The 15,206-nt window shown below is 69.7% G+C and carries 15 protein-coding genes; 6 read left to right on the top strand and 9 right to left on the bottom strand.

What is annotated here, in order from left to right; translation table 11 throughout:
- Positions 1-46: 46 nt before the first annotated feature.
- Together KBX34_RS10230 and KBX34_RS10225 are read right to left on the bottom strand one after the other, a co-directional pair.
- Positions 47-913 (bottom strand): oxidoreductase, encoded by an 867-nt coding sequence (locus KBX34_RS10230; protein ID WP_247671663.1) that lies wholly within the window; start codon positions 911-913, stop codon positions 47-49.
- Positions 914-1,392: 479 nt separating this feature from the next.
- A complete protein-coding gene (locus KBX34_RS10225; protein ID WP_307871369.1) occupies positions 1,393-1,671 on the bottom strand; it encodes a hypothetical protein in 279 nt (92 codons plus the stop codon).
- 354 nt (positions 1,672-2,025) lie between these two features.
- Here KBX34_RS10225 and KBX34_RS10220 point away from each other — a divergent pair, with 354 nt between their 5' ends.
- The 3 genes from KBX34_RS10220 to KBX34_RS10210 all read left to right on the top strand — a co-directional run bounded on the left by KBX34_RS10220 (position 2,026) and on the right by KBX34_RS10210 (position 5,308).
- Positions 2,026-2,550 carry a YfbM family protein gene (locus KBX34_RS10220; RefSeq protein ID WP_210924703.1) on the top strand — a complete coding sequence of 175 codons (525 nt, stop codon included), beginning with the start codon at positions 2,026-2,028 and terminating at the stop codon, positions 2,548-2,550.
- Between the two features lie 184 nt (positions 2,551-2,734).
- Complete coding sequence (locus KBX34_RS10215) at positions 2,735-3,364, top strand: hypothetical protein (protein ID WP_210924673.1); 630 nt, start codon at positions 2,735-2,737, stop codon at positions 3,362-3,364.
- Between the two features lie 51 nt (positions 3,365-3,415).
- A complete protein-coding gene (locus KBX34_RS10210; protein WP_210924657.1) occupies positions 3,416-5,308 on the top strand; it encodes an ABC transporter ATP-binding protein in 1,893 nt (630 codons plus the stop codon).
- Between the two features lie 72 nt (positions 5,309-5,380).
- On the opposite strand, the gene KBX34_RS10205 is transcribed toward KBX34_RS10210, so the two are convergent.
- The 4 genes from KBX34_RS10205 to KBX34_RS10190 all read right to left on the bottom strand — a co-directional run bounded on the left by KBX34_RS10205 (position 5,381) and on the right by KBX34_RS10190 (position 8,600).
- Positions 5,381-5,932, bottom strand: coding sequence for a PepSY domain-containing protein (locus tag KBX34_RS10205; RefSeq protein WP_210924655.1), 552 nt, complete (start codon positions 5,930-5,932; stop codon positions 5,381-5,383).
- A 106-nt stretch (positions 5,933-6,038) separates the two neighbouring features.
- Positions 6,039-6,593, bottom strand: a complete 555-nt coding sequence (locus KBX34_RS10200) for a DUF5872 domain-containing protein (protein ID WP_210924653.1) — start codon at positions 6,591-6,593, stop codon at positions 6,039-6,041.
- Between the two features lie 28 nt (positions 6,594-6,621).
- Positions 6,622-7,908 (bottom strand): HAMP domain-containing sensor histidine kinase, encoded by a 1,287-nt coding sequence (locus tag KBX34_RS10195; protein WP_210924651.1) that lies wholly within the window; start codon positions 7,906-7,908, stop codon positions 6,622-6,624.
- The gene (locus tag KBX34_RS10190) at positions 7,905-8,600 is read right to left on the bottom strand and encodes a response regulator transcription factor (protein WP_210924649.1); all 696 of its coding nucleotides are present in this window, start codon (positions 8,598-8,600) and stop codon (positions 7,905-7,907) included. Before KBX34_RS10190 ends, KBX34_RS10195 begins: the two co-directional genes overlap by 4 nt.
- 102 nt (positions 8,601-8,702) lie before the next feature.
- Between KBX34_RS10190 and KBX34_RS10185 the strand changes: the two genes are divergently transcribed.
- A complete protein-coding gene (locus tag KBX34_RS10185) occupies positions 8,703-9,167 on the top strand; it encodes a septum formation initiator (protein WP_088948793.1) in 465 nt (154 codons plus the stop codon).
- Between the two features lie 38 nt (positions 9,168-9,205).
- Here KBX34_RS10185 and KBX34_RS10180 read toward each other — a convergent pair whose 3' ends face one another.
- Positions 9,206-9,658: a MarR family winged helix-turn-helix transcriptional regulator gene (locus KBX34_RS10180; protein ID WP_210924647.1), complete on the bottom strand. Its 453-nt coding sequence runs from the start codon at positions 9,656-9,658 to the stop codon at positions 9,206-9,208.
- 118 nt (positions 9,659-9,776) lie between these two features.
- Between KBX34_RS10180 and KBX34_RS10175 the strand changes: the two genes are divergently transcribed.
- Entirely contained in the window at positions 9,777-10,073 is a 297-nt protein-coding gene (locus tag KBX34_RS10175) for a hypothetical protein (protein ID WP_210924645.1), read from the top strand.
- Between the two features lie 13 nt (positions 10,074-10,086).
- On the opposite strand, the gene KBX34_RS10170 is transcribed toward KBX34_RS10175, so the two are convergent.
- The gene (locus KBX34_RS10170; protein ID WP_210924644.1) at positions 10,087-10,479 is read right to left on the bottom strand and encodes a hypothetical protein; all 393 of its coding nucleotides are present in this window, start codon (positions 10,477-10,479) and stop codon (positions 10,087-10,089) included.
- 34 nt (positions 10,480-10,513) lie between these two features.
- Positions 10,514-14,455 carry a ThuA domain-containing protein gene (locus tag KBX34_RS10165; protein ID WP_210924642.1) on the bottom strand — a complete coding sequence of 1,314 codons (3,942 nt, stop codon included), beginning with the start codon at positions 14,453-14,455 and terminating at the stop codon, positions 10,514-10,516.
- Positions 14,456-14,850: 395 nt separating this feature from the next.
- On the opposite strand from KBX34_RS10165, the gene KBX34_RS10160 reads away from it, so the two are divergent.
- The gene (locus tag KBX34_RS10160) at positions 14,851-15,153 is read left to right on the top strand and encodes a DUF1540 domain-containing protein (protein WP_210790477.1); all 303 of its coding nucleotides are present in this window, start codon (positions 14,851-14,853) and stop codon (positions 15,151-15,153) included.
- Positions 15,154-15,206: the final 53 nt, after the last annotated feature.

Below are 15,206 nucleotides of genomic sequence, written 5' to 3'. Positions count from 1 at the left end.
GCAGGGCCGCATCCTGCCGGGGCCGGGCCGCATCCTGCCGGGGCCGCTAATCGAGGCTGGCCAAATCGTCCGGCGACAGGACCAGCGCCCCGGCGGCCAGGTTCTCGACCAGGTGATCGGGGTTGCCGGTACCGGGGATGGCCAGCAGGTGCGGGCCGCGGCTGAGGGTCCACGCGATACGCACCTGTGCCGGCGTCGCGCCGTGCGTACGCGCGACGGCCTGCACTGCCGCGTTGGCGGCCACACCGCCGGCCTCACGTCCGTCGCCAGCGATCGCGAAGAACGGCACGAACGCGACACCTTGGTCGCCGCAGGTACGCACGAACTCGTCGTGCGTGCGTCGGGTGTCGACACCGTACGTGTTCTGCACGCAGACCACCGGGGCGATCGCCTGCGCCTGTGCGAGGTGATGTGGGCGAATGTTGGACAGGCCGAGATGCCGGATCAGACCGGCGTCGCGCAGCTCGGCCAGCGCGCCGAAGTGCTCCGCGACCGAGTCCAGTCCGTGCTGGCGCAGGTTCACGACATCCAGATGGTCGCGGCCGAGCTGGCGCAGGTTCTCCTCGACCTGCCCGCGCAGCTGGTCCGGCCGGGCCAGCGGCAGCCATTCCCCCGAGGGGTCGCGGCCCGGCCCGACCTTGGTGGTGATGACCAGGTCATCGGCGTACGGCGACAGCGCACTATTGATCAACTCGTTGGCCGACCGCAGCGGCGAGAAGTAGAACGCCGCTGTGTCGATGTGGTTCACGCCGAGCTCGACCGCCCGGCGCAGCACTCCGATGGCCCGCGCGCGGTCGCTCGCCGCGCTGCCGTTGCCCGTCAGGCGCATCGCGCCGAATCCGATCCGGTTGACGGTCAGGTCGCCGAGGGTCCAGGTGCCAGCGGAACTCGCACTGATCATGTTCGTGGGCATTGGGCGAACTTAGCCACCGCCGCTGACCTGCGCAGTCGGTCGTCTGCCCGATACCGATCGCGCAGAATCGTTGTTAAGTTATCTATCGTGGGAAGCGCTCCGAAGGCAGCGCAGTGACAGCCCGGATTTCATCTCGGTCCTGACCGCATCCGCGTTCCACACGTGACGACAAGCCGTCCGACGACGAGGGCCGGACCATCCACATCTGACGGATCGGTCTCCGAACGCGCCGCCAGGGACTTCGCCAAGCCAACTGCCTCCTCGCCCGGATATGACGAAGACCAGTTCGGTGGCCTCGGGGCAGGCGAGCCTGGATGATCCTGACGAGGACTGGAGCCCGTTCGTCATCACGCGAACCACCTTCGAAGACGCCTGGGACTCCGCAAGCGAGTAGCCCGAGCCCTTACGCGCGCCTCGCGGCAGATCGGTGGAGCTGACCTCGGTCAGGCGCACGTTCAGACGTGCATCATCTGTCCTAGTCAGCGGCCTTCCAGCGCGTCGGCCTGGCTGCGCAGCTCTGTCGCAAGGTTGTCCCAATCGGGACCGTGCATGTACAGGCTGTCGGCCGCCTCGCGCATGAGCGCCGGCTGGTTCGGCCGCTGCAGGAGCACAAGCCGGTAAGCGAGATTGCGGACCCAGACCGGCAGAAGTCCGTCGACCAGGTTCGAGCAGAGTTCCCGCAGCATCGCGAGAATGGTCTCCGCGTCCGCGAAAGTCAGCTCTTCGACGAAGTAGTGCTCCTGGTGGTCCGGCCGCACTGCAACGCAGGCCGGTACTCGTCGCCGTAGAGGCACCGCGCGTGCTCGGTCAGGGTGCTGTGCACGATCGCAGAGCCTACGGCTCCTCTGCTTACTCTCCGGCGCACCCGGCGCATTCGGAGACGCCTCGGTGCATCACGGACCCGGCTCAGGATCACACAAGGCGGCATCACGGCGCGGTGCCGCGACATGATTGATGCACGGATCTCAGCGCCCCCGGACGCCGGCGATCGGCGCCGACGGCACTCGGTGACGAGCACCTTGCGGTAGTACAGTGCGCCGCCACGTTGCCGGACACCTTTGCCTGCTGTTGGGGGAACTGTCGTAACCAGCGTTTAGCCTGCCGTGGTGAGTATGAACGGCAACTGGCTGCGCGTTTCCCCGGACGAACTGGAGCAGGCGAGGGCCGACCTCGGCTGGGCCTACGAACTCGCCATGACGCAACGGGACGACAACTCCGAACGCTGGGCTGCCACCGACAAGGCATGGGACGGGCTTGATTTCCTACTTGATCGGCTGGGCTTCGAGATTCCGCTGGTCTCGGGCGCGGAGCGGTTCGTGGAGTTGCCAGACGTCGAGCCCGACAGCGAGGAGATGTTCGATTTCCTGGAAAACCTCGAAGACGACTGGGGCTACGGGCCGCCTTCCTATCTGACACCGGCCCAAGTAGCGACGGCGGCCTCGGAACTGGCCGCGCTCACCGAAGACGGCCTCATTCGGGGCGTCGACCCGCAGGAGTTGAACCGGGCCGATATCTACCCCGGGCCCTGGGAAGGCCCCGGGAAACTTGCCTGGGTGGCCCACTATCTGCCAGGCGTCCAGAGCTTCTTCGCTGCAGCCGCCAGGGATGGTGCTGCGGTGATCTGCTGGCTTGACTGAGCAACGGCTGAGCCGCCACAGCGCCGGTAGGGGAAGGACCGCGTTTACGTCCAGTCAGTGAACACAAAATCCGGGGTGGTGGCGACCACCACGTCGCGCAAGCGGGTCACCAGTAACGGGACAGCGGGCGTGCGATATCTTTCGCGCGAAATTGAGACGGGGGCGGGACTCAATGACGCGCACGATGCCGGTTGGCCCAACCATCGTCGGCGCGCTGACGTCGGCGATCCTGCTGTTCACGACCGGGTGCTCGGGGCAGTCCGACACTCCCGCGCCGGCAGCGGCCACGCAGTCGTCGGCCCCCGCTGCGGCGATGCGCATCGACAAGCCAGCCAAGCTCCTGGGCACCTGGACCGAATCCGTGGATCGGGGTTTCCACGACCGCGCCGAGCAGCAGATGGGCACCTTCAAGAAGCTGCTCGCCGCTGGGCCCACCAGCGCGATGGGCACCGCCTACGTCCGGGCCGAAGAGGTGTACTCCCGTGAGCGCGGGCTGCACATTCCCAGCGATGACCAGCGGGTCATCCTGATCAGCGCGGTGTCCGGCACGATCACCGACCCGACCGCGACACTGAACAAGACCTTCGCCGGGCTGCCGAAGGTCACCGGCGTGGGGCCGATCCAACCAGGCCCGCTGGGCGGGGCGGCCGGTTGCGGCATCCTCAAGGCCGAGACGGGCATCCCTGTCGACATCTGCGTGTGGAGTGACCAGCACACGCTCGGCATGGTGACCCTCGTCGGTTTCACCCGGACGGATGACCCGCGAGGTGTGTTCGGTCAGATCCGCGCCGAACTGGAACGCCCCGCGCGGTGACTTGACCTCAAGCTCGGGTGAGGTCCTAACCTCCGGTATCGGAGGTAAGGCATGAGCATGGAATTTACCGCGTGGACGTCTCTGCACCACGCGATGAACGCGCAGGAAGAACGACCACTGTCCCGTGTCACCCTGAAGCGCATCGTGGAGTTCGCGCGGCCGCACCGGGCCCTGATCGTCAGGTTCCTGCTGCTGAGCGTGGTGACGGCGGTCCTCACGGTGGCGGCACCCGTCCTCGCCGGACGGGTGGTGGAGGCCATCGTGGATGGCGCCGACAGCGGCGTCGTGATCCGGTTGGCGGTGCTGATCGCCGTGATCGCCCTGGCCGAAGCCGGCCTGGGTCTGGTGACGCGGTTCCATTCCGCCAGCATCGGTGAGGGGCTCATCGTCCAGCTGCGGACGGCCGTCTTCGACCACGTGCAGCGCATGCCGGTGGCGTTCTTCACCAGGACGCGCACCGGAGCGCTGGTCAGCCGCCTGAACAACGACGTGATCGGTGCGCAGCGGGCCTTCAGCGACACGCTGTCCGGGGTGGTCGGCAATGCGGTCACCCTGGCACTGACGCTGGCGGTGATGCTCAGCTTCTCGTGGCAGATCACGGTGCTGGCGCTCGTGCTGCTGCCCATCTTCGTTCTCCCGGCGCGTCGGATGGGTTCGAAGCTCGCCCAGTTGCAGCGTGAGGCGGCCGAGCACAACGCGGCCATGAGCACGCGGATGACGGAACGCTTCTCCGCGCCCGGCGCGACCCTGGTCAAGCTGTACGGGCGGCCGGCCGAGGAGTCCGCCGAGTTTGCGGCACGGGCGCGTCGGGTGCGGGACATCGGCATCCGTACCGCCATGCTCCAGTGGGTCTTCATCACCGCGCTCACCGTCGTCGGCTCGCTGGCGCTGGCCCTGGTCTACGGGCTGGGTGGCATCTACGCACTCCGGGGCAGCCTCGACGCCGGCACCGTAGTCGCCCTCGCGCTGCTGCTGTCGCGCCTCTATGCGCCGTTGACCTCGCTGGCCAGCGCCCGGGTGGAGGTGATGAGCGCGCTGGTGAGCTTCGAGAGGGTGTTCGAGATCCTCGACATCAAGCCGCTGATCCTCGACCGGCCCGACGCCCGCCCGCTTCCCGACGGGCCGGTCGCGGTGGAGTTCGACGACGTACGGTTCGGCTACCCTTCGGCGGACAAGGTGTCGCTCGCGTCTCTCGAAGATGTGGTGAAGCTCGATGCCCGCGGCGGCGAGGAAGTGCTGCACGGTGTGTCGTTCCGCGCCGAGGCGGGGCAGATGGTCGCCCTCGTCGGCTCCTCCGGGGCGGGCAAGTCGACGATCGCGCAGCTCGTCCCCCGCCTGTACGACGTCGAGGACGGCGCGGTGCGGCTCGCCGACGTCGACGTACGCGACCTGTCAGCCGAGTCGATCCGGACGGCGCTGGGTGTCGTCACCCAGGACGGGCATCTCTTCCACGAGAGCATCCGCGCCAACCTGGCGTTCGCTCAGCCGGACGCTACGGAGGACGAGATGTGGGAGGTGCTCCGGCGGGCCCGCCTCGACGCCCTGATCCGCACACTTCCCGATGGGCTCGACACCGTCGTCGGTGAACGCGGGTACCGGTTGTCGGGCGGGGAACGGCAACGGCTCACCATCGCGCGGCTGCTGCTGGCCCGTCCACGCGTGGTCATCCTCGACGAGGCCACCGCGCATCTCGACTCCACCTCCGAGGCCGCGGTTCAGGAGGCTCTCGCCGAAGCCCTGACCGGCCGCACGAGCGTGGTCATCGCACACCGACTCTCCACCATCCGGGCGGCCGACCAGATCCTCGTCGTCGAAGACGGACGCATCGTCGAGCGTGGGCGACACGGCGACCTGCTCGACGCCGGCGGCCGGTATCAGGAGTTGTACCGCACCCAGTTCGACCAGGACCAGCCGACGGTGAAGGAGCAACGCGTCGCCATCTGAGGCACGCCTGCTCCACGACCAGCGCCGCCGCCTGCCCGGGGGATCCCCGTGACGGGCGGCGGCGCCGGACGGTCAGTCGTCGTCGTCGTTGTCGTCGTCGTCGTTGTCGTCGTCGTCGTTGTCGTCGTCGTCGTCGTTGTCGTCCTTGTCGTCGGCATCATCGTCGCCGTCGACCGGCTCCTGCTCGGCCTTGACCACTGAACCGTTGTCCCGGTCGACGTCCACCTCGTGCTCGATGTCGCCAGCGACGATCTCCACGCTCCACACCGGTCGACCGTGCTCCTGCTCGGACTCGACCTCGACGATCTGACCGCCACCGGCCTTGGCGAGCGCGATCTCACCGGCACGCTTCTCGTCGACCGCGCTACCCGCCGGCGAGGTGCCAGCTGACGGCGTGCCGCTGGACGGCGTACCCGATGGGGTCTCGGCCGACGGCGTGCCGCTGGCCGACGGCGAACCGCTGGCCCCGGGCGCGTCCGTGGCCGTCGGCGCGACGGTCGCCGCGGCGAGCGTCGTGCCGCCGGTCCGCGAGTCGTTCGCGGCGTTGACGCCCAGCGCGATCCCGGCCACCGCCAGCACCGCCGAACCGCCGACCGTCGCCAGAAGCAGATTGGTGCGCTTCATGGTGGTGTCCACCTTTCCTCGGTTGTCAACTCCGAGGATCGGTCAAATCGGGATAGCAGCGCGCTGTCGGGACGCTAAGACCAGGTTAAGGCGGTCGACGGACAAATCAGCCGCGCCGGTTGAGTTCCGCTTCGAGCCGCTGGACGAGCGTCTTGCGGTCCTTGCTGGCACGCTCGTTGCGCAGTGCGGCCTTGAGCTGTCGCGTGTCGAGGCCCCGGACCAGCTTTGCCGCCTCGGCGACCGACATCTCGGTCATCCGGCCGGCCGTGGTGGCGTCTCGACGCGCTCGCTTGGCCGGGCCGGTGTTCGCGACGTACTGCCTGCCGGTGCGGGAGGCTTCGCGCTTCTTGGTGTCGGTCGCGCGCTTCTGGCTCTCCGACATCTCGTCCCAGGCCTTCTTGGGCAGGTAGCGACTCGTCGTGTCGCCCTTGCGCGCCCGCGTGTCGCCCTCTTTCGTCTGCCACTTCTCGTTGCCCCAGCGCTGGAGCGACTTCTGCCGCTCGTCCTTCTCGCCGAGGAATCCCCCGCCACGTTTCTTGTACTCCTGGGTGACCAGCTGCGACTTGCGCGCCGACCACTGTCCCGGCCGGCCGCCCTTGTCGGAGGACTTGATTTCTTCCTTGATCTGCTCTCTGAGCTCGGGTTTCGTGTACCGCGCCATGACTCGCAGCTACCCGGGACCGCAGCGGCTATGCCTGCCGCGGTGACGTCGGTGGTCCGAGCCGCAGCAGCACCTGTGCCCCGCCCCGCGGGCCGGTCCGCAACTCCAGGCGACCGCCGGCGGTCTGCGCGGCGCGGCGGGCGATGTCCAGGCCGAGGCCGGTCGAGCCGGCCGCGCTCGCGCCCCGGCGCACGGCGCCGGCCGGCATGCCCGGCCCCTCGTCGGCGACGCTGAGGACCACCTCCCCCGCGTCCGGGGCGAGCCGGACGGCGAACGACGTTCCATCGGGGGTGTGTGCGAAGACGTTGCCGAGCAGGGCGTCCACGGCCGCCGCCAGGTCGTCGGCTGCCACACCGACCGGGAGAGGCCCGGGTGCCAGGTCGAGGGTGACGGCCCGGCCGGTGTCCTCGGCCAGCACCGACCAGAACGCGACCCGGTCGGCGACGATCGCCGCCGCGTCCGAGGCGGCCGGGCCCGCCGGTGAGTGCCGCCACCGGGCCTGCCGGATCAGCCCGGTGACCGCACGTTCGAGACCATCGGCGGCGGCGGTGATCCGGGCCGCGTCCTCCGGGTCGCGCAGCGACTCCGCCTCCAGCCGCAACGCCGTCAGCGGTGTCCGCAACCGGTGGGACAGGTCGGCGACCTGCTCGCGTTCCTGGACGAGGAGCACCTGGATCCGGGTGGCGAGGTGGTTGAGCGCACCAGCGACCTCGCGCAGCTCGGGCGGGCCGGCCGGGGTGACCCTGGCGTCCAGCTCGGCGTTGGCGAGCCGGTGTGAGACGGCGGAGAGGTCGCTGATCGGCCGGACCAGGGTGCGTGCCAGCCGGTCGGCGACCAGCAGCCCGATCAGCACGAGGATCACGCCGAGCAGCGCGAGCACCAGCCAGGCCCGGGTGACCCCGGCGGTCAGTTCGTGCTGCGGCACCACGATCCGGATCACGCCGGTGCCGTCCGCCCGGCCCTGCACGGCGATGACCACCTCCCGGCCGGCCGCCGACTCCCCGGTGAGGCTCTGCCCACGCGCGGCCAGGGCCACCGCCGGCGTACGGGGGGTCTGGGCGCCGAGCACCGTGCCGTCCGGCAGGAACACGCTCACCGGCCGCCCGGACTCCGCGGCGAGCTGCTCGACGGTGAGCCGGATGGTCGCCGCGTCGGCGGTGCCGACCACCGGCACGAGACTCTGCGCGTCGGCGGTGGCCCGAACGGTGGCCCGGTCCTCGGCGACAGTGCGGACCAGCAGCGCCAGCGGCACCAGGAAAGCGATGAGGGTCAGCACACTGACCGCGGCGACCAGCAACGCGAGCCGCGCCCTCACGGATGCGCCGCCGGCGCTTCGAGACGCACCCCGACACCGCGCACGGTGTGCAGGTAGCGAGGCTGCTGGGCGTTCTCCCCCAACTTGCGACGCAACCACGACAGGTGCACGTCGACGGTCTTGTCGGCACCCCCGTAGGGGATCTGCCAGACCTCGGTGAGCAGTTCACGCTTCGTGACCACCTGGCCGGGCCGGCCGGCGAGGTGGTGCAGCAGGTCGAACTCGCGCGGCGTCAGCTCGACCACCACCCCGTCCAGGGTGACCTGCCGGGCCCGGGGATCGACGCGCAGCCCGCCGACGACGAGCGCCGGGTCCTGCGCGTCGGCACCGGAGGGCCCCCGCCGCAGCACCGCCCGGGCGCGGGCGTCGAGCTGCGCCGCCGTGAACGGCTTGACCAGGTAGTCGTCGGCACCGGCGTCGAGCACCCGTACGATCTCGGCCTCGTCGTCGCGCGCGGTGGCCACGATGACCGGCACCGAGCTGACCGCGCGCAGCATCCGCAGCAGCTCGCGTCCGTCCAGGTCGGGCAGGCCCAGGTCGAGCACGACGAGATCGGGACGGTCCTCCAGTGCGTCGCGGAGCCCGGCCATCGCGGTCGAGGCCGCGGCCACCGCATGGCCGCGTTCCCGCAGGGCACGGATCAGCGGGGTACGGATGGTCAGGTCGTCCTCGATGAGCAACAGGCGGGCCACAGCTGGCAGGCTAACCGCTACCGCAGTCAGCGAGGCGCACGTTAACCATGCCTTAGCGTCCGGATGTGCCAACGACAAGGACGGATCGGGGATAGTCAGAGCATGGGCCGTCGTTCGATTCTCGTCGCCGCCGGGTGGGTGGCCACCGTCGCCGTGGCGACCCTGATCGGGTTGGGCGCGATCCGGTTGGTTGGCGAGAGCCTCACCGGCACACCGGGTGGGGTGCGCAGCGAGGCCGAGATCGAACGGGCGCTCGCCTCGCCGGAGCCGGTGCCCACCGGCACGACGGGCACCGCCTCAGTCGGGCCGGGCACGGCCAGCCCCACGCCGAGCGCGAGCTCCGGGGTCCGCCGGGGGTTCGCCACCGACGGCGGCACGGCCGTGGCCGAGTGCGGTGCCGGTGGCGTACGCCTCGTCTCCTGGGCGCCCGCGCAGGGCTACCGGGTCAGGGACGTGGACCGGGGCCCGGACGACGACGTCGAGGTCAAGTTTCGGGGGCCGACCCGGGAGTACGAGTTGAAGGTGCGCTGCATCGGCTCGGAGCCGGTGGCCGTCGCCGACGACTGAGCCGGCCCGGGAGCAGGTGAGGTGAGTGTCGCGGCGGTTCACCGGCTCTGCAGGGCGTCCACCAACCGCCTGAGCGTCGCGCGCGCATTCTCGAGATCCCTGAGGGTGAGGCCGGCTCGTTCCACGGCGTCCCGGCGGTCGGCGTCGGAGCGTTCCAGGAGGCCGGTGAGCGTGGCCAGCCCTGCCGTCGTGAGTGTCACCAGTGGCGCGCGGCGGTGATCGGGGTTGTCGTGCAACTCCACCATCCCGGCACGGGCGAGGTCGTCGACCACTCGCTGCACGCTCTGCCGAGCGAGGCCGAGTCTGCGCGCCGCGCTCGCGACGGTGCGGGCACCGTCGGAGAGCACGCTCATCACGTGCCATCGGGCGGCAGTTTGGCCCTCTTCTCGGGCGAGCTCCTCGCTTGAGCGCCGAGACTCGCCTGCCAGTTCGTACACGTCTGCCACCAGCAGCCGATACGCGTCGACCCGGTCCTGTTTCCGTTCGGTCATCGGCAGCACCTTACCGCACGTTGACAGCCTACTACTGGAATGACAGCATGCTGTCATGATTCTTCGACTGTGGAGCGGGTGGACGGAGCCCGCTCTCGCTGACGCCTACGATCGGCTGTTGACGCAGGACATCGCGCCCGCGATCCTCGCCCGGGGGGTGGCCGGGCTTCGGGAGCTTCGGGTTCTGCGTCGTTCCCCGCAGGAGCTGGACCCCGCCGAGGGCAGCGAATTTCTCACCGCCATGACATTCACGGACTTCGCCGCAGTGTCGGCCTTCACCGGCGGCGATCCGTCCGCCTCCGTTGTCCCGCCTGCCGCCCGCGATCTGCTCGGACGCTTCGATCGGCAGTCGCGGCACTATCTGACCCGAGCAGTGTTCCGCGCCGGTGATGGCCAGCCGCCAGGCGTCGGGTGAACACCCGACCACCTCACTGACCCAATGGCTGCTCGCGGTCGGCGTTCCGGCCGAGGGCGACCATCCGCAGGGTCTCCTCTCGCCGCCGCACCAGTAGCGCCCCGGCCAGGAAGGTCACCGGCGCGACGAGCACCAGCATCGCCCACTGAGCCGGCACCAGGGGGACGGTGTGTCCCATGTGCATGGTCGAGGTGACCCAACCGGCAAGGGCGCTGTCGATCACCAGGGCGAGGGCTGCCACGGGCAGCAGCATGACGACGATCCGTCGGCGTACCTCCGGAGTGAGCGTGGCCACCGCGATCACCATGGCCAACGCGGCAGCCGCCAGGCCCGCGACGTAGAGCCAGACGACCAGCTCACGGTATATGCAAGGACGACGAGCTGCATTGACGGACGTGGCCGGCACGAATCACCGTGCCGGCCACGTCAACGGTGGTGGTTCAGCTGGTGTAGGCCTCCACCTCCCAGAGCGAGTGCCCGTACCCGGTGCCCCGGGCGGTGCCGTTGATCCGCAGGTAGCGGCCGTTGGCACCGAGCGCGGTGTGCTCGTCCACACCGCCGTCCGCGCCGGTCACCGTCTTCACCGTCGTCCAGGTGGTGCCGTCGTTAGAGGTCTGGATCTGGTACGCGCTGCTGTACGCCGCCTCCCAGCTCAGCTTGACCCGACCGATCGCGGTGGGACTGCCGAGGTCGACGCGGATCCACTGCGGGTCGGAGAACGTGCTCGACCAGCGGGTGGTGAGGCTGCCGTCCACCGCCTGGGCGCCGGACACGTCGGCCCCCTCGTTACTGGAGGTCGACGTGGGCTTGTTGAGCAGGAGGTTGCCGCCGGACGGGCCACCGGTGCCGCCGTACACCTCGAACTCGAACAGTGAGTAGCCCCAGGCGGTCCCCCGGGTGGTGCCCAGGAGCCGGACGTACCGGCCGGAGCCGCTGAGCCCGGTCAGGTCGTCCACCCCGCCGTCGCCGCCGGTCACCGTACGGATCGTGGTGAAGTTGACCCCGTCCGGCGAGGTCTGGATCTGGTAACCACTGCCGTACGCCGCCTCCCAGGTCAGCTTGACCCGGTTGAGCGAGTACGTGGCCCCAAGGTCCACGTCGATCCACTGCGGGTCACTGAAGGCGCTGCCCCACCGGGTTCCGGCCACGCCGTCGAACGCGTTGGCCGCGCCGTACGCGCCCTCGAAGCTGGACGCACGCGCCGGCTTGCCCCGGGCCAGGTTGGCGCCCGGCTCGGGATCCGGGTCCGGGTCCGGGTCCGGTCCGGGACCGCCGGGGCTGGTGGAGAGGGTGAACTCGTCGATGTCGAACCACGGCCCAGCGCCCTTGAAGACCAGGAACAGGGTTCGGGTGCCGGTCGGGGCGGTGACCCCACCGGTGACCGTGGCGAAGTTGGCGTACCCACCGGTGGGGACCACGGTGGCCGAACCGACCAGCGGCCCGGTCGGCGAGTCGACCCGCAGCTCCACCGTGCCGCCACCACCGGCCGGTGCTCCGACCCGGGCGCTGAACGACTGGACGCCGGTCAGGTTGTAGGGGCGGAACGAGATCCAGTCGTTGTTGTCGATGTAACCGACCGCCGCGCCGCCGTGCCCCGCTGCCCCGGCGACGATCTGGACACCTGACGAGTCACCGAAGTGCTCGGCCTGGCGTACCCGAGGTTGCAGGACTGCCTGGGTGTGCGTGGTCAGCGGCGGCTGGCCACCACCGCCCAGGTCGGTGTATTCGGCGTCGATGATGCCGAAGATGTTCGCCGCGGTGTCGTGCTCGCCGTCCGCCGAGGTCTGGATGACGCCGGAGCAGCCCTGCACGCTGCCGAGCTGGTGGCCGTGCGAGTCGTGGCCGAGGACGTAGTTCACCTTCACCCGGGCGCAGTTGATCGCACCGTCCTGGGCGTCGGTGACGGTGACCGAGAACGGCACGGCGTCCCCGAAGGTGAAGGTCTGCCCGTTCAACGGGGTGTTCACGGTGACCACGGGGGCGCTGTTGCCGACAGTGACCACCACGCTCGCGGTGGCCGTCTTGCCGGTGGTGTCCCGGACCGTCAACGTCGGGCTGCGGGTCCCGTTGGTGGTGTACGTGAAGCTCGGGTTGGCCGCTGTCGAGTCGGTGGTGCCGTTGTTGTCGAAGTCCCAGGCGTAGGTGAACGGGTCACCGTCCGGGTCGAGCGTGCCGGCCGAGGAGAAGGCCACGGTCAGCGGCGCGGTGCCGCTGGTCGGGGTGGCGGACGCCTTGGCGACGGGCGCTCGGCCCTCGCGGGCGTACTCGATGCGGTAGAGCGCCGAGTTGGCGTCGCCGTTGAACCAGCCGGTGCCGTAGTCGAGCACGTAGAGCGCGCCGTCCGGCCCGAACTCCATGTCCATGACCTGCGTGCCGGTCCATGGGAACGGGTTGATCTTCAGCGGTTGGCCGGACGCGTCGAGCTTGATGTTCTTGATCCAGCGGCGACCGAACTCACCGGCGAAGTAGGTCCCGTCGTAGTACTCGGGGAACGCCACGGGCGAGGTGTTGTTTCGGTCGTACCGGTAGACCGGGCCGCCCATCGGCGACAGGCCACCGCCGGTGAACTCCGGCGGCGAGCCGGAGCCGCCGTACGGCAGCCACGCCGAGACGGCCGGCGGCAGCTGGGTGATGCCGGTGTTGTTGGGTGAGTTGTTGACCGGCCCGCCCGCGCAGTTGAACTTCGGCCCGGACGGGCCAGACGGGAAGGTGTAGTCGTTGTACGCGTCGTTGCGGGCGGTGCAGTACGGCCAGCCGTAGAAGCCGGGCCGGTCGATCCGGGCGAACTCCACGTTGCCCGCCGGCCCCCGGTTCGGGTCCGCGGTGCCCGCGTCGGGGCCGTAGTCACCGAGGTAGACGATGCCGGTGGCCTTGTCCACGCTCATCCGGAACGGGTTGCGGAAGCCCATCGCGTAGACCTCCGGGCGGGTCCGCGCGGTGCCCGGGGCGAACATGTTGCCGGCCGGGATGGTGTAGCCCCCGGCGGCGCTCGGCTTGATCCGGAGCACCTTGCCGCGCAGGTCGTTGCTGTTCGCCGAGGTGCGTTGCGCGTCGAACGCCGGGTTGCGCCCGGCCCGCTCGTCGATCGGGGTGAAGCCGGCCGAGTCGAACGGGTTGGTGTCGTCACCGGTGGACAGGTAGAGGTTGCCCGCCGCGTCGAAGTCCATGTCACCACCGACGTGGCAGCACATGCCCCGGCTGGTTGGCACGTTGAGGATCAGCGTCTCGCTGGCCAGGTTGATGGTGTTGTCCGCGTTGACGGTGAACCGGGCCAGCCGGTTGACGCCCTCCCAGACTGCGAACTCGGCCGGCGTGCCGGTGGCCGGGGCGCCGCCACCCGGGGTGCTCAGTGGCGGGGCGAAGTAGGCGTACACCCAGCGGTTGGTGGCGAAGTTCGGGTCGGCCTTGATGCCCTGCAGACCCTCCTCGTCTCCGGTGTAGACCGGCAGGGTCGCGGCGATCTTGGTGTTGCCGGCGGCGTCGGTGTGCCGGATCACGCCGTTGCGGGAGGTGTGCAGCACGCCCCGGTCCGGCAGGACGGTCAGGCTCATCGGCTCACCGGTCTCGGCCGCGCCCTTGGCCAGCTCCACCTGCTGGAAGCTGCTGGTGACGGTGGGGCCACAGTCGGCGTCGACCTCCCCGGCCGCGGTCCTGATGCCACCGAGCAGGTGCTGACGGAAGCTCGCCTCGGTGTACGACGCGTCGGTGTGCCCCAGGCCGGTGTACCAGGCCCGGCCGCCGGAGTAGTTCTGGCACCAGGAGATCGGGTGGTCGGCGCCCATGCTCCCGCCGGTGTAGGTGCTCTCGTCCAGCGTGGCCAGCACGTGCACGTTGCCGCGGGGGTTGGTGCGGTAGTTGTACAGCTCGTCGAACCGGTTCCACCGCTGCGGCAACGTCGCGGTGGACGGGTGCACCTGGTCGGCGACCTTGACGGTGACGTTCTGCTCGGCGGGGTGCGAGGCGAAGTACGCCCCGACCAGCCCGCCGTACCAGGGCCAGTCGTACTCGGTGTCGGAGGCGGAGTGCACGCCGACGTAGCCGCCGCCGCCGGTGATGTAGCGCTCGAACGCGGCCTGCTGGGCGGCGTTGAGCACGTCGCCGGTGGTGGACAACCAGATCACCGCGGCGAACCGGTCGAGGTTGGCGTCGGTGAACTGGGCGGCGTCCTCGGTCGCCTCGACGGTGAAGCCGTTGGCGGCGCCGAGCTGCTGGATGGCGGTGATGCCCGGGGTGATTGATCCGTGCCGGAATCCGGCGGTCTTACTGAAGACCAGCACGGTGAACGGCGCGGCGCTGGCCGTGGGCGGCGCGGCGACGATGCCGCCGGCCACGAGGATCGTGCTCAGCGCGAGGCCGAGCCACGATCTCAGGGATCTGCGCACAGTGGGGTCCTTTCGCGGTGCGAGGGACGGCGTGCGCCGATCACGCCTGGCGGTGGTGGGACGAGACATGTGAATGCATCGTTGCGTCCGGATCACGGGCGCGTCAAGCACTCTCCCACCATCCGTGAGAGCGTTATCTCCGCAGGTCAGGGACGACTGTCGAGAGCTAGATCGAATAACGGTTTTCCGGCTGCGATCCGTGCGCGGAGGGCCCCCGAGGTGCGGTGGACGCGCTCGCGGCCCGACGCGTTCGGTAAATGACCGAAGCAGATCACAGCTGTTAGGTAAGCCTGGCCTATGCAAAATATCCCCGAAAGAGGTGACTGATGGGGATTTGTCCCGTCGGAGCCGGGTACTGGGATTGCCCGGCACCACCGACGGAAGCGAGATCGCTGATGACTGACATGCTGGAGATGCCGCGGGTTCACGAGTGCACCGTCACCGACTGCGGCTACAACCACGATGGCTGCCACGCGTTCGCCATCACCATCGGGCAGCAGAACGGGCACGAGAACGCCAACTGCGCCACGTTCATCGACACCTCGGCCAAGGGCGGGCTGGACCGGGTCATCGCCCAGGTCGGAGCCTGCAAGCGCAGCGACTGCCAACACAACGCCGAGTTGGAGTGCCACGCACCGTCCATCCGGGTCGGCCCGGGGCAGGACATCGCCGACTGCCAGACGTACCAACCGCGCTGAGCCCTGCGCGGACACCGATGGAGGCGGCCGAGACGGCCGCCCCCATCGCGCCT

The sequence above is a fragment of the Micromonospora sp. M61 genome (assembly GCF_018070245.1).
Classification (GTDB): Bacteria; Actinomycetota; Actinomycetes; order Mycobacteriales; family Micromonosporaceae; genus Micromonospora; species Micromonospora zamorensis.
The sequence above is the reverse complement of the archived record's forward strand: the minus strand, read 5'-3'. Positions and strand labels throughout refer to the sequence as shown.

Coding starts and splice junctions, on each gene's coding strand:
- KBX34_RS10230 (WP_247671663.1), bottom strand. CDS start 913: ATGCCCACGAACATGATCAGTGCGAGTTCCGCTGGCACCTGGACCCTC.
- KBX34_RS10220 (WP_210924703.1), top strand. CDS start 2,026: ATGAACGGCAACTGGCTGCGCGTTTCCCCGGACGAACTGGAGCAGGCG.
- KBX34_RS10215 (WP_210924673.1), top strand. CDS start 2,735: ATGCCGGTTGGCCCAACCATCGTCGGCGCGCTGACGTCGGCGATCCTG.
- KBX34_RS10210 (WP_210924657.1), top strand. CDS start 3,416: ATGAGCATGGAATTTACCGCGTGGACGTCTCTGCACCACGCGATGAAC.
- KBX34_RS10205 (WP_210924655.1), bottom strand. CDS start 5,932: ATGAAGCGCACCAATCTGCTTCTGGCGACGGTCGGCGGTTCGGCGGTG.
- KBX34_RS10200 (WP_210924653.1), bottom strand. CDS start 6,593: ATGGCGCGGTACACGAAACCCGAGCTCAGAGAGCAGATCAAGGAAGAA.
- KBX34_RS10185 (WP_088948793.1), top strand. CDS start 8,703: ATGGGCCGTCGTTCGATTCTCGTCGCCGCCGGGTGGGTGGCCACCGTC.
- KBX34_RS10180 (WP_210924647.1), bottom strand. CDS start 9,658: ATGACCGAACGGAAACAGGACCGGGTCGACGCGTATCGGCTGCTGGTG.
- KBX34_RS10160 (WP_210790477.1), top strand. CDS start 14,851: ATGACTGACATGCTGGAGATGCCGCGGGTTCACGAGTGCACCGTCACC.